Source organism: Agrobacterium sp. GW821-FHT02D03, from assembly GCF_059421725.1.
The window spans coordinates 1,232,774-1,255,975 of the sequence record NZ_JBWKVN010000002.1 but is presented as its reverse complement, the minus strand read 5'-3'; the positions used below and the strand labels follow the sequence as shown (position 1 = coordinate 1,255,975).

Below are 23,202 nucleotides of genomic sequence, written 5' to 3'. Positions count from 1 at the left end.
GGGCTGCGACCGGATTACCGCTGGGCTTCTAGAGCAAAGGGCGAGGCTTGTGAAGACGTAAAAGCCGAGTGGCTCGCGCCAAGGGTGGACAACAAAATAACATGATTTTTTTAGTCATATTTAATTGCCGATTCGTCATTTCCGTTCTATGAGAGCCCAACTCAGCGAATAGTCGGATACCACCCATGTGGAGCAAACCTGCTTCTCAGTCTCAGATCAACGCAGCAATGGAAGCCTATTACGATGACCTTTGCCGCGCTATGCGCAAGCGAGGACACACGCCTCTCGGCTCGCAGGACATAGTTCACGATATTTATGTGCGGCTTATGGGGAAACCGCGACTGCCGGAAAACCAGTCGGCGGTAAAAGCATTCCTCATTCGCGCCTGCATCAATCTGGGCATAGACCACTTCAGGAGGGCAAACTTCGAAAAGCGGCTGTTTGCTGGTAACTCCGAAGAGGCTGCAACTGTAGCGGACGCTTGCCAGAGCGCTGAAGACACTGCGGACATAGGCCTGAGGCTCGTCATTCTGGAACAGGCAATCATGGAGTTGTCTTTGCAGCGTCGCCGGGTGTTTCTCGCAAGTGCAGTCGGAGGACTGACATCGACTGAGATCTCGAAGAAGAGCGGACTTACGAAGAATATGGTCGACCGTCATTTGCGAAAGGCTTATCTGCACTGCCTCCAACGACTGGAGCCGACACTTTGACGGATCGCGCAGATCTTACGGGCAACGCCGAAGAGGAGGCAATTGATTGGCTTCTGAAATTGCGAGACCGTCCCAACTATGAAGAGTTGAAAAAGGATTTCGACGCCTGGTTAGCCAAAGACCAGAGCAATGCGAAAGCCTATGAACGTGTGCGTTGTCTCGTAGGCGATGCGAAGCGGCTCTCGGCGGCGCAAAGCGACTTTGGATTTCCTCTTCCGTCCAAGCCACCTTCGAAGACGGTTTTCCCCTCCATCATTGTCATGACTGGGATAGCTGCGGGCTCGTATCTTTACATGTCGGATGCGCTGATAACCTTGCGGGCCGATCACGTCACGGACGTTGCTCAGCGAGCATCCTTCAGGGCCCCTGACGGTTCCAATCTCGTGCTAAACGCTGACTCAGCGATAGCGTTTCAGTTTTCGCAGCACGAACGGCGTGTCATTTTGATGCGCGGCGAGATGCTTGTCGACGTTACGCCAGACCCGACAAGGCCCTTCGTCGTCGAGGCCGACGGTGCGACCGTGACAGCTTTGGGCACAGCCTTCGACGTCAACATGCTGGAGAGCGAAACAAGGGTTGCTGTCATCCGCCACAGCGTCGCTGTGCGCCTTAACGATGAGCATCAGGTGAAAGTCGTCAAGGAGAACGAGGGCGTTAATTTTGCTTCAGCCTCCGGAATTAGCGAGACCTTTCCTGTCGACTCAAAGTCCGTCACTGAATGGGAAAGCGGCAGGTTGGTATTCGACGAGCAGCCTCTTCCGGACGTTATCGAGACCGTCGGTAGGTACTTGCCGGGAAAGATCCTGGTCGCAAACCGCGAACTGCGTAGCAAAATAGTCTCTGGGACCCTCGATATGAGCGATCCTGACAAGGCTCTTCAGTCTTTCGCCAAAGCGTTTGATATCAAGCTATTGAAGCTCACGCCCTACCTCACGATCCTGCGCTGATATCGCCAGCGAAAAATCTTAAAAAGATGTCCCAAATACTCATGTTCATTCGTACCGGGGATGAAAACATCCAATATCCGGAGACTCCCCATGGACCGTGGACACCTGAATATTCGACCGGGACGTCGAAGCTATATCTTGCCGACGTTGCTTATTGGTTTTGCGCTTGGGAGTGGGTGCAATGCCTTTGCAGAGCCAGCGAAGTTCGATGCGTTTGACATTCCAGCAGGTCCTCTTAGCTCGGCGATCAACCGCCTAGGCTCTCAATCGGGGCTGCAAATTCTTTTCGATTCTTCGATTACGACAGGCAAGACGAGCCCGGAGATCAAAGGGCAGATGGACGTGCGTCATGCGCTTGAAGCGCTATTGTCGGGCCGGGGATTGGCCTATCGATACATCTCTGTGGATACTATCAAGATCGAGCCGGCATCGGAGCCAGTCCAGCCTCCATCACTAGACGGAGCTACCACACTTAAGACAATCGTGATCAGAGGTCGGGAATTCAACGAAAGTGCGCCGGGCAACGCCGCATTTGACTCAGCCGATATCGAACGTTCCCAAGCTAGTACGCTTCCGCAATTGTTGCAAAGGACACCCGGGGTGGCGACCGCGGGCGGCCTAAGATTGCAAGGACAGACAACGGTGATACGCGGGTTTGCGAGACCGTCAGATACCAGGGTGTTGCTGGACGGTGCTCCGAAAAATTTCGAACTTTACGATCAGGGTTCCATTTTCATAGAGCCGGAAATCCTCAAGAGCGTCGAACTTCAGAAGGGTGCAACATCGGTTCGCTACGGAAATGGCGGCTTTGGTGGCACCATCCTGATGGAAACGAAGACAGCAAAGGACATGCTGAAGCCCGGCCAAAGCTTTGGAGGATGGACGAAAGGGAGCTACCACACCGCCAATAATCAGCGAACAGGGAGCGTCATGGTCTATGGGCAATCAGATTTCGACACGCCAGTAACCTATGACGGGCTGATGTCTGGAACCTGGCGCAAGAGCGGCAATATGCGCGTGGGCGGCGGAGAGGTTTATGACGCATCAAATGACCGGCTCACAACATTCACCGCCAATGGCGGCGCTGCTTACGAAGGTCACGAAATCCGCGCTTCCCTCACCTACGGACGCTCCGATGATTGGGGGCCAGTGGCAGCCGTTCGTGGCGATCTTGCCGTGAGTCAGTCCAGTATCGATCGGTACGGAAGGCAACAGGCGCGACTGCGTGCGTTGGCTGCTCGCGATTTAGACGATTTTTCGGCCACGCTCAAATACCGCTATGACGGCGAAAGCGACCTCGTGAATTTCAAAGCAATGGCAAGCTTTTCTTCCACGAGCCTCCATCGCACGCGGCCCGTCATCCCGGGATTTACACCCAGCGCCTCGCTTGGCGGCCAAGAGAATGACGCCCAATACTCCGACATCAAGTTTGAGGCAGAGAACACGTCCAGGCTTGAAATACTGAATGCTCCGCACGTCTTGAACTATGGCATCCAGATCGGCATGCATGATCGTGACACATGGATGTACGACGTCGCGAACAGCAGCAATCCAAGTTACAACTACGGCTACTATGCGTCCTGGATCGTGCCTGAAGGCACACAGACATCGATCTCAGCCTTCATTCGTGATGAAGTCGAAGTCACGGATGGCTTCTTCATCACTCCGGGACTTCGCTTCGACCACGTGAGAATGGAAGGCAAACCGAATGCCGCTCCGAGATACAACAACCCCTTGGCGGGACATGATTACTCGGCGGTTTCCTACAATGGCTTCACCCCAGCCCTGAGCGGCCGTTGGGAAGCGACGCCTTCCACAACACTTTTTCTCGACTGGGCCTATGCGATGCGAACCCCCATTATCGATGAACTCTATTCGTCGCAAAGCATTGCAACGAAAGCATCTGCAACATCAAGAGATCTTCTTCCGGAACGAAATAACTCCTTCAATGTGGGTGTGTCGCAGGAGTTTTACGATGTGTGGAGTTCAGGGGATACTCTCACTGCCTCGGTATCCGGTTTTTACAATCACGTTACCGATCCCGTCACCCGACGATTTGGTAGTGCCAATCTGGCAAATGTGACAGGTCCTGTGCCCTTCTATTGGAACACGCCATCCTATCGTATCTACGGCGTTGAAGTGAAAGCGAATTATGAATCGGACACCGTGTTCGGCAGCCTCGGTCTTTCCATCATGAATGGCTCCCGTAAGGGCGCGATCAACGACATTTATGGCGACAAAACTTATCCCGGCGATATGGCTCCGCTCACTGTGAATGCTTCGCTAGGTTATCGAATTCCAGACTCCGAACTGTCACTGCGCTGGACCGGCCAGTTCGTCGCCGAACAGAAGCACACACCTTACTATCAAGGTACCGGGTACTTTTACGCGAGGCCTGAAAGTGGAGGCTATGCCGTCCACGGACTTCTCCTGGAATGGACACCGAAGGAAGGGTTTATGGCAGGAACGGAAGTCAGAGCAGGCGTCGAAAACATCTTTGATAAGTTTTACAGCCCTTATCTCACCGATGGCGTATCGGCGATGGCGGGCAGAAACTTCACGCTTTCGGTCAGCCGAAAGTTCTAAATGCACACCAAGGGACGAGGCGTGCATCCCCAGTTGGCATGCGACCCACCATTACCGTTCATCCAGCCAGCATGTCTGCCAAATTCACGCAGGCTCGTCCCACCCGCCAATCTGCGAATAGATGGCGTTTCGTAGGCCTCGCACGTCGCGGTTCAGTGCCGCGAGCGCTTCTGGCGTCTGGGTCGACGCCGCCAGCAGCGTATCGCTTAGGCACCCCGCCTTGTGCTGCAGCGCCCTGCCCGCATCGGTCAATGCGATAACGACTTGGCGTTCATTGCTGGCGTTTCGCGTTCTTTGTAGCAGGCCCGACGCTTCCAGACGTTTGAGAAGCGGAGTGAGAGTGCTGGATTCAAGCGCGAGCGAAGCTGCGATGGCACCGACAGTCTGCTCGTCTTTGCTCCATAGAACGTTGAGCACGAGGTACTGGGGATATGTCACGCCCAGCTCATCGAGAAGCGGCTTGTAGGCGCGCTGGATCGCGATGCCTGCGCTGTAGATCGCATAGCACAGCTGGTCGCTGAGGGGTGGTGGATCATTCCTTTTGGTGGCCATATCGAACTCCTTTCCCTTTATATACAGGGTGTTACGACAAAAACCAATATCGCGATAAATAATATCTTGACGATCCCATAGATCCGTGTGAGTTTATTGTTATCGCAATAATAGTTATTGCAAATTTAAGGAGATTACGATGAAGACCTTGACCTCGATCACTGCTATCGCCGCCGCCTTTGTAACCACAGCATCTGCCCATGCCGCAGACGTCATTCCTGAGAACCAGATCGTCAGGAATGTTGTTCTGGTTCATGGCGCCTTCGCCGATGGCGCCGGCTGGAAAGGCGTTTATGAAAACCTGACAAAACGCGGCTACCGCGTCAGCATTGTCCAGAATCCATTGACCTCACTGGAAGACGACGTTGCCTCAACCAGGCGGGTGCTGGACCGACAGGATGGTCCGACAATCCTGGTCGGGCACTCCTGGGGAGGCACGGTCATCACTGAGGCCGGCATCGATCCCAAAGTGGCGGGCCTGGTCTATGTCTCGGCCCTTTCGCCAGACGCTGGCGAAACCACGGCCCAACAGTATGAGGGCTTTGCACCGGCAACGGAATTCGTCTTGGACATCACCAAGGACGGGTACGGTTATGTTAACCGCGATAAGTTCAAGGCGGGGTTTGCTCATGATGTGAGCGATCAGGAAGTCGCGTTCATGCGCGACTCTCAGGTGCCGATCAACATGTCTGCATTTGCCACAAGGTTGAAGAACGCCGCGTGGCACAGCAAGCCCAGCTGGGCTGTGATCGCCACAGAAGACAAGGCTTTCGATCAGGCGATGCTGATCCATATGGCCGAGCGCATCAACGCGAAGATTACGAAGGTTTCGGCCAGCCATGCGCTGTTCATGACCCAGCCGGAGGTCGTGTCCGACACGATCGACCAGGCGGCGAAGGCGGTCTCCGCCAAGCAGAATTAACCCAAAATGAAACTGCCACCGGGGCGCAGCCGCGACCCCGGTGGCAGTCAGTTCCTCGCAATACCGTGTCAGCGACACGGGCACTTCAATGCCGCCGATGTTATCGCAGCAGAGACTGCGCTTCTTCGATGCCGAGCGCTGCAGGCTGGGTGCAGGTGGTGGTCATCTCGATGAAGCGGCCTTCTTCTCCGGATTTCAGGATCGAGGTCATGACGTCGATGCCGTGAAGCGAGCGCTCCAACGAGCAACGGGCGTCCCGGCCTTCGATCAGCGCCATGACCATGTCTGCTAGGCCGGCGGTCCGATAGTTGGCGCGCGGACCGTTAGGGCTTTCCTGATTGGAAATGCCGAAGGGATGCGCCCAGTCTTCTAGCGGCTTGATGTCCTTATCGCGACCGCTGGCCTCGACCACGCCGCCAAAGAAGTTGGGGTCGGGCACGTAGATGGAACCCTCTGTGCCGTAAAGCTCCATATTGGCATGACGGTGCGACCAGACATCCCAGCTGGCAGACAATGTGATGGTCGCGCCATTGACGAATTCCAGCAGCGCGTGGATGTTCGTGGGCGTCTCGACCGGAATGATCTGGCCGTTAAGCGGCTGGCTGGTCACCGTCCGGGTTGGGTTCGCCATGGAGGTCAAGGCGCCGACGCGCTTCACCGGACCGATGAGGTTGATCAGGTTGGCGATGTAGTAAGGGCCGAGATCGAGGATAGGACCGCCGCCCTTCAGGAAGAAGAAGCCGGGATTGGGGTGCCACATCTCCATACCGGGGCTCATCACATGGCAGGTGCCCGAGGTGATGCGGCCGACGCCGCCTTCGTCAATGTGCTTGCGAGCCAACTGGTGCGCGCCGCCAAGGAAGGTGTCCGGCGCGCAACCGACGGCGAGGTTCTTTTCCTTCGCAATGCGGCGCAGTTCCTCACCCTCTTCCAGACTGAGGACGAGAGGCTTTTCCGAATAGACGTGCTTTCCGGCTTGCAAGATCGCCTTGGAGACTTCGAAATGCGCTGCCGGAATGGTGAGATTGACGACAAAGTCGATCTCGTCATTCGCGAGCAGTTCCTCGATAGACTGCGCCTTGACGCCGAATTCTTCGGCACGCAGTTCCGCGGCGCTTCTGTTCAAGTCCGCGCAAGCAAGCACCTTCAGCCCCTTGAAGAGCGGAGACAGCGAAAAATAGGTTGTTGAAATATTGCCGCATCCGATGATGCCGACGCCAAGTTCCTTGGCCATGATGGGTAACTCCGAAGTGGTCTCGATGATGGTGTCCGGCCAACTGATAGTGAGCTTCGTTGGCCGGACACGCGTGAAAATAGAACGGTGATTGCGGCGAACCGGCGCTCACCGCAATGGTTTTAGTAGGTCTTGAAGGATTCGATGGAGCGCGTGATCAGGCGATCAGCGTCGCTTGGATTGTCATGCTCGACCACGTAGTACTTCACGGCTGTGTTCTTCAGGGCCGCGACAAGACCCTTCCAGTCGACGGTGCCGTGCCCGACATCCGACCAGCCGTCTTCATTCTTGTTTTCACCGGCCGGCGCGATGTCCTTGACGTGGACTGCGGTGATGCGCTTGCCATAGCTTTCGATCCAGGCAAAAGGATCGGCATTGCCACGGATAATCCAGGCGATATCGGCTTCCCATTCGAGATCTGGGCCACCTGCAAGGATCTGCTCCTGTGGCGTGGAGCCGTCTTCCAAGGTCGCGAACTCGAAGTCGTGGTTGTGCCAACCGAAAGAAATGCCGGCATCGCGATAGGGCTTGCCTGCTTCCTGAAGTCGCTTGCCGAGGGCAAACCAGCCGGCTGAATCGCTTGGGCGCTGATCAGGCATGAGATAGGGGCAATAGATCGCCTCGATACCAAGCGTCTTGGCGACCTTCAGCGACTGCTCGCGATCATTTTCCAGCATGTCGAGACCGAAATGGCCCGTCGGCATGGTGAGACCGTTGGCATCCAGGTCGGCGCGGAGGCCCTTGAGTGCGGCCTCATCCATATTGGCATAGATCCCGCCAAAACCTTCGACATGGGAATAGCCTGCTGCAGACAGCTTCTTGAGAATATCGGAAAGCGGCGGGAAATTGCGCGCGCTGTAAAGTTGAAAGCCGAGTTTGGTCATAGGTCTCTCCTGACATTTGGCTCGAATGGTGAAGATGATAGGGTCAGATGCGGTCTTCCGTGCCCGCATCGAATAGGGATGCCATGGTCATGTCAAAACCGAGCTTGACCCTGGTTCCGGGCGCAAAACGCCTGTGGCCGCCAACGCGCACCGATATCGTATGGCCTGCATGTTTCAGCCAGATGAGGTTATCGGCACCCATCGGTTCTTCGATGTCGACTACGGCCTCATGCACCTCGCCGCCGATGATATCGGCGTCCACGCGAATATGTTCGGGGCGAACGCCGAGAACCGCAGGCTTGCCGGCCGTGAGCGGTGCCAGGGCCTGATAACCGTCGAGGCTGAAGCTCACGCCATTGGTCACGAAGACGACCTTGCCGTCTTTTTCGGCCAGTTCACCCCGCAGGAAGTTCATCGACGGAGAGCCGATGAAGCCTGCGACGAAGAGGTTCTTCGGGCGGTTATAGATCGAGACCGGATCATCCAGCTGCTGGATGACGCCGGCTTTCATGATGGCGATACGGTCGGCCAAGGTCAGCGCTTCGATCTGGTCGTGCGTCACATAGATCATCGTGTTCTTCAGCGCCTGGTGCAGGCGCTTGATTTCCACACGCAGTTCGGAGCGCAGCTTGGCGTCGAGGTTGGATAGCGGTTCGTCGAAGAGGAAGACGTCAACGTCGCGCACCAGTGCACGGCCGATGGCCACACGCTGGCGCTGGCCACCGGAAAGTTCGGCGGGCTTGCGCTTCAAAAGAGGCTCGATCTGCAAAATCCCCGCAGCTCGTTTGACCCGACGATCGATCTCGTCCTTCGGCACTTTCGCAACCTGCAAGCCGAAGGACAGGTTCTTCTCTACCGTCATCTGCGGGTAAAGCGCATAGGATTGGAAGACCATGCCGATGCCACGATCCTTCGGCTCTTCCCAGGTGACGTTGCGATCCTTGATGAAGATCTGGCCCTCGGTCGGCTCCAGAAGTCCGGCGATGCAATTGAGCAAAGTGGACTTGCCGCAGCCCGACGAGCCAAGAAGAACGAGAAACTCGCCATCATAGATATCGAGATTGAGCGTGGACAGCACGTTGACCGCGCCAAACGACAGAGACAAATCCCGAATGGAAACGCTTTTATTCATGAACTTACCCTTTGACTGCGCCTGCGGCGATGCCGCGCACAAAAAGTCGGCCTGAAACGAAGTAAACGAAAAGAGGAACGGCACCCGTCAGCAGCGTTGCAGCCATGTTGACGTTGTATTCCTTTACGCCCTGAACCGAGTTGACGATGTTGTTCAGCTGAACGGTCATCGGATAGTATTCAGGCCTTGTGAACACGACGCCGAAGAGGAAGTCGTTCCAGATGCCCGTGACCTGAAGGATCATGGCGACGACGAAGATCGGCATCGACATGGGCAGCATGATGCGGAAATAGATCTGCCAGAAATTGGCGCCATCGATGCGTGCGGCTTTGAAGAGCTCTTCCGGCAGCCCCGCGAAATAGTTGCGGAACAGCAGGGTCAGGATCGGCATGCCGAAGATGGTATGAACCATGATGAGACCCGTCAGCGTGCCGTAGATGCCCATTTCACGCAGCACGATGACGATCGGATAGATCATGACCTGATAGGGAATGAAGGCACCAATGATCAGGACCGAGAAGAAGAACTCAGAACCCTTGAACTTCCAGTTCGCCAGCGCATAGCCACTGATCGAGGCGATCAGGATCGAGACGATGGTGGACGGGATCATGATGCGCACGGAATTCCAGAAGCCGCGGGAAAGCCCGTCGCAATTCAGCCCGGTGCAGGCATTCGCCCAGGCCTTGACCCACGGCTCGAAGGTGATTTCCACCGGCGGCGCGAAGATGTTGCCGAGACGGATCTCCGGCATGCCCTTCAGCGACGTCACAACCATCACGTAGAGCGGCAGGAGATAATAGAGCGCTGCGACGATCAGCGTGCCGTAGAGGATGATGTTGCGGCGCGACAGTCTCTTGCGGGGTTTACGGCCGCGCGGTCCGCTCAACTGATCCGAGACGGCATCTGCACCGGCAGCGACGGTGTTGAGAGTGCTAATGTTAGCCACGCTTGCGCCCTCCGAATTCGAGATAGGCCCATGGAACGATAATGATGGCAACGGTGAGCAGCATCATGGTCGAGGCGGCAAAGCCCTGCCCCAGGTTCTGGGCCTGGAACATGTAGTCATAGACATATTTCGCCGGCACTTCCGAGGCTATACCCGGACCGCCGCTGGTCTGCGCCACGACGAGGTCGTAGACCTTGACGATGCCGCTGGCGATAATGACAAGCGTTGTGATGAAGACAGGCCGCATCATCGGAATGACGATGAGCAGGTAGGTCTTCCACATGGGAATGCCGTCCACACGCGCCGCCTTCCAGATATCCTCGTCGATGCCGCGAAGCCCCGCGAGCATCAGGCACATGACGAGGCCCGTGCCCTGCCAGAGCGCTGCGATCAGGATGCCGTAGATCACGATCTGCGAATTATAGAGCGGATCGAAGGTGAAGCTTTCCCAGCCGAGCGAACGCACGACCGACTGAATGCCGAATTCCGGGTTGAGCAGCCACTGCCAGACGAGGCCCGTCACGATGAAGGACAGAGCAAAGGGATAAAGGAAGATCGTTCTGAACGTATTTTCGAACCGGATTTTCTGGTCCATCAGTGCGGCCAGCAGAAAGCCGATCACCAGGCTGAAGATCAGGGACAGGATGCCGTAAATGGCAAGGTTCTGGATCGATATGATCCAGCGCGGTGCGGCCCACAGACGCTCATACTGATCAAAGCCGACGAAGGTCGTCCTTGGCAGGAGCTTGGAGTTGGTAAAGGAATAAACAACGGTCCAGATCGTGCCGCCCAGAAAAATGACCATGGAGGTCAAGATCAGGGGGATGGATGCAATCTTCGAGTTCAGATTGCGAAACAGCTGATTTGGACGTCCAGAATGGCTCTTTACGGCCATATGCCCTCCTATCAATCGTTGCTCCGGACATCTGTTGAGCAATATCCGAAAGATATCTCGACGAGCGCCCGACTGCGCACTCATGAGGTTTCGCGGCATCGGCGGGATTTCGCCCGCCGATGCCTTGCGATTGATAATCAGTCCGCCGAAGAGATGATGTCAGCGAAGCGCTTCTGCGCCTGCTCAGCGGTCAGCGATTCATTGGCGAAGAACTCCGCCATCAGGTCTTCCTTCTGCTTCTGCGAGTCAGCAGAAATCAGCTGGTCGGTGCTCGTCAGGGCGTTACCCTTGGCGAGAATGGCAAGACCCTTCTTCATGCAGTCGTTCGCCGCATTGAGATCGACGTCCCCACGGATCGGCAGCGAGCCCTTCTTCAGGTTAAAGGCAACCTGCGTCTTCGGATCGACGATGGTTTCGGCCAGCACTTCCTGCGCCTTGGACTTGGCTTCATCCTTCAAGAGCGGAAAGTAGAAGGCATCGCCACCGGTCGTCAGATATTCGTTGAGACCAAGACCCGGCAGGCAGGAATAATCCGTGCCGGCCTTTTGACCTGCCAGCTGGAACTCACCCTGCGCCCAGTCACCCATGACCTGGCCGCCGGCCTTGCCGGTGATGACCATGTTGGTGGCCTGGTTCCAGTCCTGAACATTGGAGCCCTTGGCAAGCTTGCGGGCGGCATCGGCGGCAGCGAAAATCTTCGCCATTTCCGGTCCGGCTGCGGCCTCGGCATCCTTGTCCTTGTAAACCTTCTCGTAGAGATCCTTGCCGCCGAGTGACAGAACAAGCGTATCGAACAGGCCGTTCGCCTGCCATGCCTGACCCCCAAGTGCGAGAGGCTGGATACCGGCCTTCTGCAACGCAGGACCAGCCGCGATGAATTCATTCCAGTTCTTCGGAACTTCGACGCCAGCCTTCTTGAAGGCCGCATTGGAAAGCCACAGCCACTGCCAGGAGTGGATGTTCACCGGCGCGCAATAGATCTTGCCGTCGATAGTGCAGCTGTCGAGCAGGCTTGCCGGCTTGATCACATCTTTCCAGTTACCCTTCGTGGCAACGTCGGTGAGATCACGCATCAGACCAGCCTGGACAAGCTCTTCAGCCTGTCGTCCATGGTTGAACTGCGTGGCACCCATGGGATCGCCGCCGGTGATGCGGCTGATCATGATCGGGCGGGCAGTGCCGCCGGAACCCGCAATCGCGCCATCCACCCACTTGTTTCCGGTTGCATCAAATGCCTTGGCAAGCTCGGCTACGGCAGCAGCTTCGCCGCCCGATGTCCACCAATGCGTTACTTCAAGATCCGTTGCTGCGGCTATACCCGCCGGCAGCATAACACTTGCCGCCAAAGCGGTCAGGATAGAACGAATGCGCATGAGTCTCCTCCCTCACTGAAACGTTGCCGTAAGACCGTATGCGAATCATATTGGTTGCGCAACTGGGCAAGACGCGAAATTTTAACTTTCTAAAAATGCAATTATATTCAATTATTTAACTCGAAAATCACTGGATGAATCAGCAGGATTTGGGAGGAATGAGGCTTCCTTCGCCGGGGAGCCTACGTTTTCCCCCACTCGTCGCTGCACGCAAAAACTTCATAGGCCACGTCAAACATTAAAATATATAAATAAATAAAAAAATCGCTTTAAATATGAAATATTACTCATGTATATTTGACTTTCCCCTTGGTCCTTTTTCACTTCGTACATTTTTTACTAGGCTGGCAGAGACGCATATTCCTTATATTAAATACAGACTCATCTTATTCTATTTATTGATCTTTTTCTTTTAGAAATAAAAAACCATGGCGCCTGGGTTTTAACGCGCCCTTAACCATCGTTCTATTAAATAGATTTTGACAACCGTGGCCCGATTGCGTGTTCTAACGACATTTTCGGCCTGCATGCGGCGGTCGCAATGGGCGCATGACGCAAGCCCGGTTTTCCAAATGTCCTCATCATCATGAACGCCCGCTTCGGCCTCAAAACCGGAGAACGGAATGCTGTTCCCTGCCGAATGCCTGGAGCCACGGTGAAGGTAGTACTCGTAGACGATAGCCGGTCCGCACTCTTTGCTCTTCAATCATCTCTGAGCAATATTGAAGGTATTGAACTTATTCCATTTATGGCGCCGGAGGCGGCGCTAACCTATTGCCTCGCCAATCCTGTGGATCTGATCTTCATCGACTACATGATGCCTGGCCATACGGGCATCGATGTCATCAAGGCGCTGAAGCAATCGCCCGAATACGATCTCGTACCGATCGTCATGGTGACGGCAGAGCGCCAGCGCGAAGTCCTTATCGCAGCTATCGAAGCCGGTGCTACCGAGTTCGTATCCAAGCCCTTCGACGCCATCGAGCTTCAGGCCCGCGCGACCAATCTCCTGCAGCTCCGCAAAGCCCACCTCGAGCTCTCGCGTCAGGCGACCCGGCTTGAAGAGGAGGTCACCCGTGCGACCCAGGAACTGGTTGCGCGCGAAGAAGAAATCATCTGGCGCCTTGCAAGGGCGATCGAGTTTCGCGATGGCGCAACGGGCGACCACATTTCCCGGGTCGCGAAGATCAGCCAGTTGATTGCGGCAGACCTCGGGCTCGACAAAGAAACTTGCCGGATGATCTATCTCGTGGCGCCGCTTCACGATGTCGGCAAGATTGGCATTGCCGACTGTATTTTGCAGAAGCCGGGCAAACTCGATGACAACGAAATTGCCGAAATGCGCAAGCATGTCGAGTTCGGCGTCAGTCTGCTTGGCAATGGAACGTCGCGTCTTCTGCAGATCGCCGAAGCCATTGCAGGTGGCCATCACGAGAAGTGGGACGGCACCGGATATCCGAAAGGCATTAAGGGCAAGGACATTCCGCTCGTAGCACGGATCGTCGCGGTTGCAGATGTCTTCGAAGCGCTTTGCACCAAACGCCCCTATAAAAAGGCGTGGGAGATCGAGGCTGCTCGCAACCACATCCTTGAAAACAGCGGGTTACACTTCGATCCGGACTGCGTCGCAGCATTCGATCGGCAGTGGCCCGCCGTCCAGACACTGATGACAAATGGCAGCAAGGCGCAGGTCGAACCGCCAGCGCTGGCAGCGAGCCTCATCGACACACTCTCCCTTTCTCCCGAAGGGCGCGTTCAAACCGAAAACACCCAGGAAAGCCGATGACCCCTGAAACAGTCACTCTTCCCTCATCCCTGTCGATCAGGGGGATCACCGCGATTCACGAGACCCTGCTTTCCGCATTTCAGGAAAGCAGCGCTGTCGTGCTGGACATACCCGAGGACGCATCCGTCGATCTGAGCTTCGTCCAGCTCGTCGAGTCGTCCCGTCTTTACGCCCGCGAGCAGGGCAAATTCATCACTTTGAAGAAGCCAGCCGGCAAAAGCGTCGTGGAAACGCTGGGACGCGCTGGTTTTCTTGAGAACATGGACGAGGCTTCGCGCCTCTTCTGGCTGCATGGAAAGGACATCTAAATGAGCGCCAACATTCTTACCGTGGACGATTCCGCAAGCATTCGCATGACGACGAAGATCGCCCTCACCAATGCCGGTTATCAGGTAACCGAAGCTGTAGACGGGGCCGACGGACTTGCGAAAGCAAAGGGCGCTCCCTTCGATCTTATCGTCACCGACCTCAACATGCCGAACATGAATGGTCTGGAGATGATCGAGGCGCTGCGCCAGTCGCCAGCCCATACCGGCGTGCCGATCATCTTCCTGACGACCGAATCCGATGCCGACATGAAGGCGCGCGCCAAGGCAGCCGGCGCCACCGGTTGGGTGACCAAGCCTTTCGACCCGGAAAACCTCGTGAAGATTGTCAGAAAGGTACTTGGTAAATGACGCTGCTGGACCCAATTCAGGTTTTCAGGACGGAGGCCGCCGAGCTTTTCGAGCAGATCGAAAGCGGGCTTCTCGACCTCTTGCATGATCTATCCAATCAAAGTCAGATTGATGCCGTGTTTCGCGGTCTGCATACCTTAAAAGGGTCCGGCGCAATGTTCGGCTTCGAGGCACTCGCTGCCTTTACCCATCACTGCGAGACGGCCTTCGACCGTGTTCGCAAGGGCGAAGTTCCTGCCACCAGCGAGTTGATCGCTGCCGTTCTGGAAGCCCAGGACCACATGCGACGGTTGGTGGACAATCCAGCGACTGCTTTTCCTGAAACCGGCGATCGGTTGCTGGCCAAGTTGCAGGCTGCTGTCGGCGAAGGCGCTGGTAAGAAGGCAGTTGCCCAGTCGGCTTCGAAGGCGACCGCTGCTGTTCCGGCGCCAAAAACCTCTGGCGCGACGTGGACGATCACCTTCCGTCTTCCTGAGAACGCGATGGCCAATGGCACCAACCCACTCGGCCTGCTCAACGAGCTGGCTGAGCTAGGCGAATGCTCCATCATCGCCAACACAGGCGCCATTCCTCCTCTTGGGGAAATCGACCCCACGCAGCTTTATGTCGGCTGGTCAGTGACCTTGACGACCGAGCAGCCCCGTTCGGCCATCGATGACGTCTTCATCTTCGTCATGGACGATATGGAGCTTGAGATCACGCAGGTGGAGGACACCTCGGCTTCCCAGGAAATCGTGCCCCCGCCGTCACCTGTCGAAGAAGCCGCCAAGGCCAATCCGCAGCTTGTTCAGGCGGCCACCGATGGCAAGCAGGGAAGAGCCGCTGAGAATGTACGCGTCCCGGCTGAACGGCTCGATGAATTGATGGACCGCGTCGGCGAGCTTGTTATCGCTCAGTCGCGTCTGTCGCAGCTCGCCAACACCAGCGTCGACATTCACCTGCGCGCCGTCTCCGAAGATGTGGAGCGGCTTTCGGGCGAGCTTCGCGACACGATGATGGTGCTTCGCATGGTGCCGATCGCCCAGCTCTTCAGCCGCTTCCGCCGCCTGACGCATGATCTGGCGCGCGAAACCGGCAAACAGATCGAGCTGATCACCGAGGGCGAAAGCACTGAAGTCGATAAGGCCGTGATCGAACGGCTTGCCGATCCACTCGTCCACCTTGTTCGCAACTCCTGCGATCACGGCCTGGAAACACCGGAAGAGCGCATAGCTGCCGGCAAGGACCCGGTCGGACATGTTTCACTTGTCGCGCGCCAAACCGGTGGGGATGTCATCATCACCATTAAGGACGACGGTCGTGGCATCAACCGTGAGCGGGTTCGTGCCAAGGCGGAATCCTCAGGGCTCGTGGCCCCGGGCGCAACCCTGACAGATCAAGAACTCCTGCAGATGATATTCGAGCCAGGCTTCTCGACGGCAGCCCAGGTTACGAACCTTTCCGGCCGCGGCGTCGGCATGGATGTCGTCAAGAAGACGATCGAGGCGCTACGCGGCACGATCAACATCACCAGCGCACCGGGTGCTGGCTCAGAAGTATCGCTCGCCATTCCGCTCACCCTTGCAATTATCGACGGCCTGCTCGTTCGCGTCGGCCATGGCTGCTACGTCATACCGCTCTCGGCAGTCGAAGAGTGCCTGGAACTGTCGCCGGAAGACGACGTCAAATCTCGCGGTCGCTCGTTCATTTCGCTGCGTGAAAGCCTGGTGCCGTTCATCCGCCTGCGTGAGCTTTTCCAGAGCGGCACGAAGCCGGATCAGTTCCAGAAGGTGGTGGTCATTTCCACCGGGTCGGAACGTGTGGGTCTCGTCGTCGACCAGATCATCGGCGATCACCAGACCGTCATCAAAGCCATGTCCAAGCTGCACCACGATGTTGCGACCTTCTCGGGCGCCACCATTCTTGGAGACGGCAGCGTCGCTCTCATTCTCGACGTCGCACACCTGGTTGCGGCAGGCCAGCAACAGGAGGCGCAGATGCGCATTGCCGGATGAACCAGCCGCTTTTGAAACAGCCCGTAGACTTCTGGGCCGAACGCCAAGACATTGAAGTTCTGACATTTTCGATCGAAGGCGAGACCTTTGCCATCGAGGCCGCACAGGTTCAGGAAATCCTCGACCTTCTGCCTGAAACGGCCGTTCCGGGCGCCAAGGCTTTCGTGTCGAGCGTCATCAATTTTCGCGGCAAGGTCATTCCGCTGGCGGACATCCGTCTCGCCTTCGGCATGCATGCGGCGGAGAAGACCATCGACAGTCGTATCATCGTCATCGAGGTTTCGCTGGAAGGCGAACAGACGCTGGTCGGGCTTAGAACCGACAAGGTCTACGAAGTGACGACCTTTTCCAAGTCCGCCAGCGAGGCGCCGCCCAGCGTCGGGATGCGGTGGCGACCCGACTACATCAACTGCCTGATCAAGCGCGGGGCCGAGTTCGTCATCATGCCGAACCTGATCGCGATTTTCTCGGCGCAGCGAGAAAGCTTGCCCGGAAAGATCGGCGCGCAGGGCAATGTCGTGGAACTTGGAAAGGCATGACGTCCGCGACGTCGACAGGGACCGACGATTAAGCGGGCGCCGAAAGGCGTGAATGACACTTTCCCTGCGCCCAACCGGACGCGTGGAAGCTAACGAGACGGCACACCGAAAGAAAATGGATCTTTCGGGTCAGCAAACACCTGATGCGCCTTGCGCATTACTTGAGGGGGCAAAATGCGATTTACGATTAAACTCAAACTGACGCTGGCATTCGGCATTATCCTGATGGTTCTTGCTGGCTTGTCGTTCTACAGCATCAACAGCCTTGGCACGGTCAATCAAGCGATCGGCGAACTGGCAAACGGCCCGGAGAAGCGCCTGCAATACGCGCTCCAGATCGATCGCAATCTCTCTGAAATCATTCGCCAGCAGAAGAACGCGCTGCTCGAAAGCGGTGCTGACGGTACCGCTCGCTACATGAAAATCGCGGATGATCTGACGACAACGACCCTCGACCTGGGCCGCACCGGCCTGTCGCAGGCTTCGGAACAGGGCAGGCCTTACTGGGCTGCCGTGATCGAGAACTTCGAGAAGTTCGACGGAGAGTCCGTAAAGTTGAAGGACCTCTTGGCAGCTGGGAACAGGCAGAGTGCCATTGAATTCTCGAACGGTCAGATGCGCGCTCTCGCACTGACTATCGGTACTAACACCAAAGACCTCGTGCGTGTTCAGCTCGAACGGGTCGACACGATGCTTGCCGGCAGCCAGGCTACCTATGAGCAGGTTCGTCTGATCATGATCATCGCCGTTGCATCGGCAGTTCTCGGAAGCCTGATCATCGCAACCTGGATCGCGCTCGGCATCAACACCGGTCTGCGCAAGATCATGGCGGTTGCTGAAGCTGTCGCGGTTGGTGATCTCGACAAGAACGTCGAGATCAAGACCAATGACGAGATCAAGGACCTTGTCGAACGCATCAATGTGATGACGGCCAACCTTCGCAATACGGCCAGTGTGGCAAACCAGATTGCCGACGGCGACCTGACCGTGACGCCGAAGCCGCTTTCGGACAAGGACACCCTCGGTATCTCGCTTGAAAAAATGGTCGAACGCCTGCGTGGTGTCGTCGGCGACGCGCTTGCCGCAGCCGATAACGTCTCCTCCGGTAGCCAGGAACTGTCTTCGTCTTCCGAACAGCTGTCACAGGGTGCGACCGAACAGGCATCCTCTGCCGAAGAAGCCTCCGCTTCGATGGAAGAAATGGCCGCCAACATCAAGCAGAACGCCGACAATGCGGCCCAGACCGAGAAGATAGCTCGCCAGTCCTCCAAGGATGCCGAGGCCAGCGGTGAAGCCGTCGGCCGTGCTGTGGTCGCCATGCGGACCATTGCCGATAAGATCTCCATCGTTCAGGAAATCGCGCGTCAGACCGATCTTCTGGCACTGAACGCTGCTGTCGAAGCTGCACGCGCCGGTGAACATGGCAAGGGCTTCGCGGTCGTCGCTTCTGAAGTGCGCAAGCTGGCAGAACGCAGCCAGGCGGCCGCCGCTGAAATCTCCTCGCTCTCCGGCGAGACAGTTCAGGTTGCGACAGAAGCTGGCGATATGCTGAACCGTCTGGTTCCAGATATCCGCAAGACGGCGGAACTGGTGGCTGAGATTTCTGCAGCCTGCCGCGAGCAGGATATCGGAGCAAGCCAGATCAACGAAGCGATCCAGCAGCTCGACAAGGTGACGCAGCAGAACTCCGGTGCTTCCGAAGAGATGTCCGCCACCTCGGAAGAACTGGCCGCACAGGCCGAAGAGCTTCAGGCCAGCATCGCCTTCTTCAAGGTCGAGCGTGCCAATACAAATGGTCGCCCCGCCCCGGCTCGCGCAGCGGCTGCCTCGGTTGCGCACCGTCCTGCGGCGAAATCTGCTGCCCCGGTTCGTCGCCCTGCCCCGTCGCAATCTGTCCACGCCCAGCAGGCCCGCGCCAACGGCTTCGCACTCGACATGTCGATGGGTGGCCCGGACGCAAACGATCAGGACTTCCGCGAAAGCGCCTAAGATTTGCGAGGAGCCTCGGACTGAAGGCCCAGGCTCCTCGTCACCCACCCGCCAGACCCGAGCAAGACTCCCAGCATCTGAGCTTCCTCGTTCCGTCGCCTGCCGCCATGTTTAAGGATCCACCAAAATGCGATTTACGATAAAGCTCAAACTCGCGCTCGCCTTTGCGCTCATCATTCTGTTATCGGCGGGTATGGCCGGCATGGCAATTACCCAGCTGTCATCGCTCAATGCCGCGGTAACGGATATCGTACAGGGCCCTGCCGCCAACCTGCGCAACTCAAGCGATCTCTCCGACGCTATCCTAAATGCAATTGCCAACGAGAAGAGCGCGGCATTGAATGAAGACGCTGCTCGCATCTCAACTTATGTCGACGCCGCCCGCACCGACCGCGCAAAAATTGGACAGATTATTGCGACGCTAGAAAAAGAGACAAATCCAGCAATTCATGCGAAGGTGACGGAACTGAAGGCTGCGGTTCCTGCGTGGGAAAAGCTGCAGGAAGAAGTACTCCGCCTTGCAACCATCAACACGCCTGAAAGCAATCGCCAAGCCGGTGCTATCTCCATGGGAGACGGCGAAAAAGCCACGAAGGCTCTGCTGACCACTCTGGAAAGCCTGAACAACGAAATCGCTGCTGACCTGAAGGCGACAGATGAAGCGACCAACGAGGAATATGACACCTCGCGTACGATCCTCATCAGCGTCGTCGCAGCGATCATCATTCTGTCGATCCTGATCGCTACATGGATTGCGCTTGGTATCAATAAGGGATTGCAGCAGGCGATCCGTGCTTCTCGCGCCGTTGCGCTTGGCGACCTTGATCAGGACATCGCGATCAAGAGCAATGACGAGATCAAGGATCTCGTCGACAGCATGAACGTGATGACGACCAACCTGCGCGCCACCGCAGCGGTCGCAAACAACATTGCGGAAGGTGATCTTTCCCAGGACGTGAAGCCGCTCTCCGACAAGGACCGCCTGGGTATCGCCATGAGCAACATGGTTGTGAATCTCCGCGCGACCGCCGATGTTGCCGGTACGATCGCCTCGGGTGATCTGTCCAAGGACGTGAAGCCTCTGTCGGATCGGGATACGCTGGGCAACGCCATGCTGCACATGGTCACGAACCTGCGCGAAACGGCAACAGTCGCAAATAAGATCGCAGAGGGCGATCTGACTGTTACGCCAAAGCCGCTTTCGAACCAGGACACGCTCGGCATTGCTCTCCAGTCGATGGTCGAACGCCTGCGCGGTGTCGTCGGCGATGCGCTGGCCGCAGCCGATAACGTCTCCTCCGGCAGCCAGGAACTCTCTTCGTCTTCCGAACAGCTGTCACAGGGTGCGACCGAACAGGCATCCTCTGCCGAAGAAGCCTCCGCTTCGATGGAAGAAATGGCAGCAAACATCAAGCAGAACGCCGATAATGCGGCCCAGACCGAAAAGATCGCTCGCCAGTCTTCCAAGGATGCAGAGGCCAGCGGTGAAGCCGTGGGCCGTGCTGTCGTCGCCATGCGGACCATTGCTGAAAAGATCTCTATCGTCCAGGAAATCGCGCGTCAGACCGACCTTCTCGCACTGAACGCCGCCGTCGAAGCTGCACGCGCCGGTGAGCATGGCAAGGGATTTGCCGTCGTTGCTTCTGAAGTTCGCAAGCTGGCAGAACGCAGCCAGGCGGCAGCCGCTGAAATCTCCTCGCTCTCCGGCGAAACCGTCCAGGTCGCTACCGAAGCTGGCGAAATGCTGAACCGCCTGGTTCCGGATATCCGCAAGACCGCGGAACTGGTCTCGGAAATCTCTGCCGCATGCCGCGAGCAGGATATCGGTGCCAGCCAGATCAATGAGGCGATCCAGCAGCTCGACAAGGTGACGCAGCAGAACTCTGGTGCTTCCGAAGAAGTCTCTGCAACATCAGAAGAACTTGCCGCACAGGCCGAAGAGCTGCAGGCCAGCATCGCCTTCTTCAAGGTCGAACGTGCCAATGCCGCTGCAGCAACTCGCTCTGCACCGGCTCGCCATGCAGCCCCGGCGGTCGCACATCGTCCAGTTGCGAAGTCTGCCGCTCCCGTGCGCCGTCCTGCACCGACGAGCGCCGTCCATGCTCAGCAGGCTCGCGCCAACGGCTTTGCCCTCGATATGTCCATGGGTGGACCGGACGACAACGACCACGACTTCCGCGAAACGGCCTGACACTGGGTACAACCCAATCATTCTAGAAACTATGGCGGGCGATCTAGCCCGCCACCATCACAGGCCTAAGGTCTCTTTGAAAAGCGGCATGATAGCGCTGGCTACGTGTCCTACTTAGCTAAGGAACACCTCGATGCGTTTTACGATTAAATTGAAACTCACTCTGATCTTCACATTGCTCGTCGGTCTGATGGCAGGCTGCGCGATTTTCGGGATCAGCGGCCTCAATCGATTGGCAACGCTCCAAGATGCTATGATGACGGGACCCATCCGACAGGATGATGTGGCCAACGATCTGGCGAAGGCATTTGACGGTCTTGGTTTGGCAGAGGGCGATCTTTTGCTCGCAACCACCGAGCAGAAAATGAACGCCGCCTTCGAAACCATCGAAGAAGAGAGAAAAAACTTCACGACGGCGCTTAATGCGGGCGAAGCTGCAGCACCCGAAGAATTTAAAGGCAAGTGGGCGGAAATTCGCGAGTTCTGGGCTGGTTATGAGAAACTGGAAGATCGCCTTGTCGGCTACATGAAGACGGGCCGCCGTGATGACGCGCTTGCCTTGAACCAGAATGAAGGAACAGTTGCGGGTCAAAAGCTCGACGCCCTGACGGAATCGCTTTCCAGCTTGACCGAAGCCGCCGTTAAGAAAGCCGATGAGGCGAGCGACGCTGCCTACCAAAGCACGTTCGGTACGCTTGTGATCATCGCTTCAGTCGCTGGCGTCGTGTCCATTGTTTCAGCAATATGGATCAGCATCTCCATTAGCCGTGGCCTCACACGGGCAACGACAGCGGTTCGCAAGGTCGCCGAAGGCGATCTGACGGAGAATGTTCAGGTAAACTCCCGCGACGAAATCGGTGTCCTGTTGACGCATGTCGACGACATGGTGGAACGCCTGCGTGGTGTCGTCGGTGACGCGCTGGCCGCGGCAGACAACGTCTCCTCCGGCAGCCAGGAACTGTCTTCGTCTTCCGAACAGCTGTCACAGGGTGCAACCGAACAGGCATCCTCTGCCGAAGAAGCCTCCGCTTCGATGGAAGAAATGGCCGCCAACATCAAGCAGAACGCCGATAATGCTGCTCAGACCGAAAAGATCGCTCGCCAGTCCTCCAAGGATGCAGAGGCCAGCGGTGAAGCCGTCGGCCGTGCTGTCGTCGCCATGCGCACGATTGCTGAAAAGATCTCTATCGTCCAGGAAATCGCGCGTCAGACCGACCTTCTCGCACTGAATGCCGCTGTCGAAGCTGCACGCGCCGGTGAGCATGGCAAGGGCTTTGCCGTCGTTGCTTCTGAAGTGCGCAAGCTGGCAGAACGCAGCCAGGCGGCCGCCGCTGAAATCTCCTCGCTCTCCGGCGAGACGGTTCAGGTTGCGACCGAAGCTGGCGAAATGCTGAACCGCCTGGTTCCAGACATTCGTAAGACGGCGGAACTGGTCTCGGAAATCTCTGCAGCCTGCCGCGAGCAGGATATCGGTGCAAGCCAGATCAACGAGGCGATCCAGCAGCTCGACAAGGTGACGCAGCAGAATTCCGGTGCCTCCGAAGAAGTCTCTGCAACATCCGAAGAACTGGCCGCACAGGCCGAAGAGCTTCAAACGAGCATCGCCTTCTTCAAGGTCGAGCGTGCCAACGCGGGACCTGCGGTTCGGCCAACGCCCGTGCGCCAGGCAACGCCAGTGGCAGCACCACGAAGTGCTGGAAAACCGGCAACGCCAGGCCGTCGCCCTGCCCCGACTAGTACGGTCCATGCCCAACAAGCGCGTGCCAAGGGTTTTGCCTTGGACATGTCCATGGGCGGCCCGGATGAGAATGACGGCGATTTCCGCCATGCTGGCTAACGAACCCT

General features: G+C 57.0%; 18 protein-coding genes and 2 pseudogenes. 13 read left to right on the top strand and 7 right to left on the bottom strand.

Annotated elements, in window-relative coordinates:
- Positions 1-185: 185 nt before the first annotated feature.
- The 3 genes from AC07U5_RS19090 to AC07U5_RS19080 all read left to right on the top strand — a co-directional run bounded on the left by AC07U5_RS19090 (position 186) and on the right by AC07U5_RS19080 (position 4,243).
- Positions 186-710, top strand: coding sequence for an RNA polymerase sigma factor (locus AC07U5_RS19090; RefSeq protein ID WP_062424073.1), 525 nt, complete (start codon positions 186-188; stop codon positions 708-710).
- A complete protein-coding gene (locus AC07U5_RS19085; protein WP_494723943.1) occupies positions 707-1,657 on the top strand; it encodes a FecR family protein in 951 nt (316 codons plus the stop codon). Before AC07U5_RS19090 ends, AC07U5_RS19085 begins: the two co-directional genes overlap by 4 nt.
- A gap of 90 nt (positions 1,658-1,747) precedes the next feature.
- Complete coding sequence (locus AC07U5_RS19080; RefSeq protein ID WP_494723942.1) at positions 1,748-4,243, top strand: TonB-dependent receptor; 2,496 nt, start codon at positions 1,748-1,750, stop codon at positions 4,241-4,243.
- Positions 4,244-4,327: 84 nt separating this feature from the next.
- Here AC07U5_RS19080 and AC07U5_RS19075 read toward each other — a convergent pair whose 3' ends face one another.
- The gene (locus AC07U5_RS19075; protein ID WP_111847026.1) at positions 4,328-4,795 is read right to left on the bottom strand and encodes a MarR family winged helix-turn-helix transcriptional regulator; all 468 of its coding nucleotides are present in this window, start codon (positions 4,793-4,795) and stop codon (positions 4,328-4,330) included.
- A 139-nt stretch (positions 4,796-4,934) separates the two neighbouring features.
- Here AC07U5_RS19075 and AC07U5_RS19070 point away from each other — a divergent pair, with 139 nt between their 5' ends.
- A complete protein-coding gene (locus AC07U5_RS19070; protein WP_113265369.1) occupies positions 4,935-5,717 on the top strand; it encodes an alpha/beta fold hydrolase in 783 nt (260 codons plus the stop codon).
- Between the two features lie 100 nt (positions 5,718-5,817).
- Here AC07U5_RS19070 and AC07U5_RS19065 read toward each other — a convergent pair whose 3' ends face one another.
- The 6 genes from AC07U5_RS19065 to AC07U5_RS19040 all read right to left on the bottom strand — a co-directional run bounded on the left by AC07U5_RS19065 (position 5,818) and on the right by AC07U5_RS19040 (position 12,181).
- Positions 5,818-6,951, bottom strand: coding sequence for a Gfo/Idh/MocA family protein (locus tag AC07U5_RS19065; RefSeq protein ID WP_494723941.1), 1,134 nt, complete (start codon positions 6,949-6,951; stop codon positions 5,818-5,820).
- A gap of 122 nt (positions 6,952-7,073) precedes the next feature.
- Positions 7,074-7,835, bottom strand: coding sequence for a sugar phosphate isomerase/epimerase family protein (locus AC07U5_RS19060; RefSeq protein WP_113265371.1), 762 nt, complete (start codon positions 7,833-7,835; stop codon positions 7,074-7,076).
- Between the two features lie 43 nt (positions 7,836-7,878).
- Positions 7,879-8,967: an ABC transporter ATP-binding protein gene (locus tag AC07U5_RS19055; RefSeq protein WP_113265372.1), complete on the bottom strand. Its 1,089-nt coding sequence runs from the start codon at positions 8,965-8,967 to the stop codon at positions 7,879-7,881.
- 4 nt (positions 8,968-8,971) lie between these two features.
- Positions 8,972-9,913 (bottom strand): carbohydrate ABC transporter permease, encoded by a 942-nt coding sequence (locus AC07U5_RS19050; protein WP_062424066.1) that lies wholly within the window; start codon positions 9,911-9,913, stop codon positions 8,972-8,974.
- The gene (locus AC07U5_RS19045) at positions 9,906-10,808 is read right to left on the bottom strand and encodes a carbohydrate ABC transporter permease (protein ID WP_062424065.1); all 903 of its coding nucleotides are present in this window, start codon (positions 10,806-10,808) and stop codon (positions 9,906-9,908) included. Before AC07U5_RS19045 ends, AC07U5_RS19050 begins: the two co-directional genes overlap by 8 nt.
- Before the next feature lie 137 nt (positions 10,809-10,945).
- The gene (locus AC07U5_RS19040; RefSeq protein WP_113226333.1) at positions 10,946-12,181 is read right to left on the bottom strand and encodes an ABC transporter substrate-binding protein; all 1,236 of its coding nucleotides are present in this window, start codon (positions 12,179-12,181) and stop codon (positions 10,946-10,948) included.
- Between the two features lie 655 nt (positions 12,182-12,836).
- Between AC07U5_RS19040 and AC07U5_RS19035 the strand changes: the two genes are divergently transcribed.
- From AC07U5_RS19035 to AC07U5_RS18995, 9 genes and pseudogenes are all read left to right on the top strand, one after another.
- Positions 12,837-13,967 carry an HD-GYP domain-containing protein gene (locus tag AC07U5_RS19035; protein ID WP_494723940.1) on the top strand — a complete coding sequence of 377 codons (1,131 nt, stop codon included), beginning with the start codon at positions 12,837-12,839 and terminating at the stop codon, positions 13,965-13,967.
- Complete coding sequence (locus AC07U5_RS19030; protein WP_062441850.1) at positions 13,964-14,275, top strand: STAS domain-containing protein; 312 nt, start codon at positions 13,964-13,966, stop codon at positions 14,273-14,275. Before AC07U5_RS19035 ends, AC07U5_RS19030 begins: the two co-directional genes overlap by 4 nt.
- On the top strand, positions 14,276-14,644 hold the full coding sequence (locus AC07U5_RS19025) for a response regulator (RefSeq protein ID WP_113175918.1): 369 nt from the start codon (positions 14,276-14,278) through the stop codon (positions 14,642-14,644).
- Positions 14,641-16,638: a chemotaxis protein CheA gene (locus tag AC07U5_RS19020; protein ID WP_062424061.1), complete on the top strand. Its 1,998-nt coding sequence runs from the start codon at positions 14,641-14,643 to the stop codon at positions 16,636-16,638. The genes AC07U5_RS19025 and AC07U5_RS19020 overlap by 4 nt, the downstream gene beginning before the upstream one ends.
- Complete coding sequence (locus AC07U5_RS19015; RefSeq protein WP_494723939.1) at positions 16,635-17,177, top strand: chemotaxis protein CheW; 543 nt, start codon at positions 16,635-16,637, stop codon at positions 17,175-17,177. Before AC07U5_RS19020 ends, AC07U5_RS19015 begins: the two co-directional genes overlap by 4 nt.
- A 174-nt stretch (positions 17,178-17,351) precedes the next feature.
- Positions 17,352-19,166 (top strand): methyl-accepting chemotaxis protein, encoded by a 1,815-nt coding sequence (locus AC07U5_RS19010; protein WP_494723938.1) that lies wholly within the window; start codon positions 17,352-17,354, stop codon positions 19,164-19,166.
- 127 nt (positions 19,167-19,293) lie between these two features.
- Positions 19,294-20,013: pseudogene (locus AC07U5_RS19005) on the top strand (MCP four helix bundle domain-containing protein); the annotation flags it as partial.
- Positions 20,014-20,301: 288 nt separating this feature from the next.
- Positions 20,302-21,357 (top strand): annotated as a pseudogene (locus tag AC07U5_RS19000) (methyl-accepting chemotaxis protein); the annotation flags it as partial.
- Between the two features lie 133 nt (positions 21,358-21,490).
- On the top strand, positions 21,491-23,194 hold the full coding sequence (locus AC07U5_RS18995) for a methyl-accepting chemotaxis protein (protein WP_343109154.1): 1,704 nt from the start codon (positions 21,491-21,493) through the stop codon (positions 23,192-23,194).
- Positions 23,195-23,202: the final 8 nt, after the last annotated feature.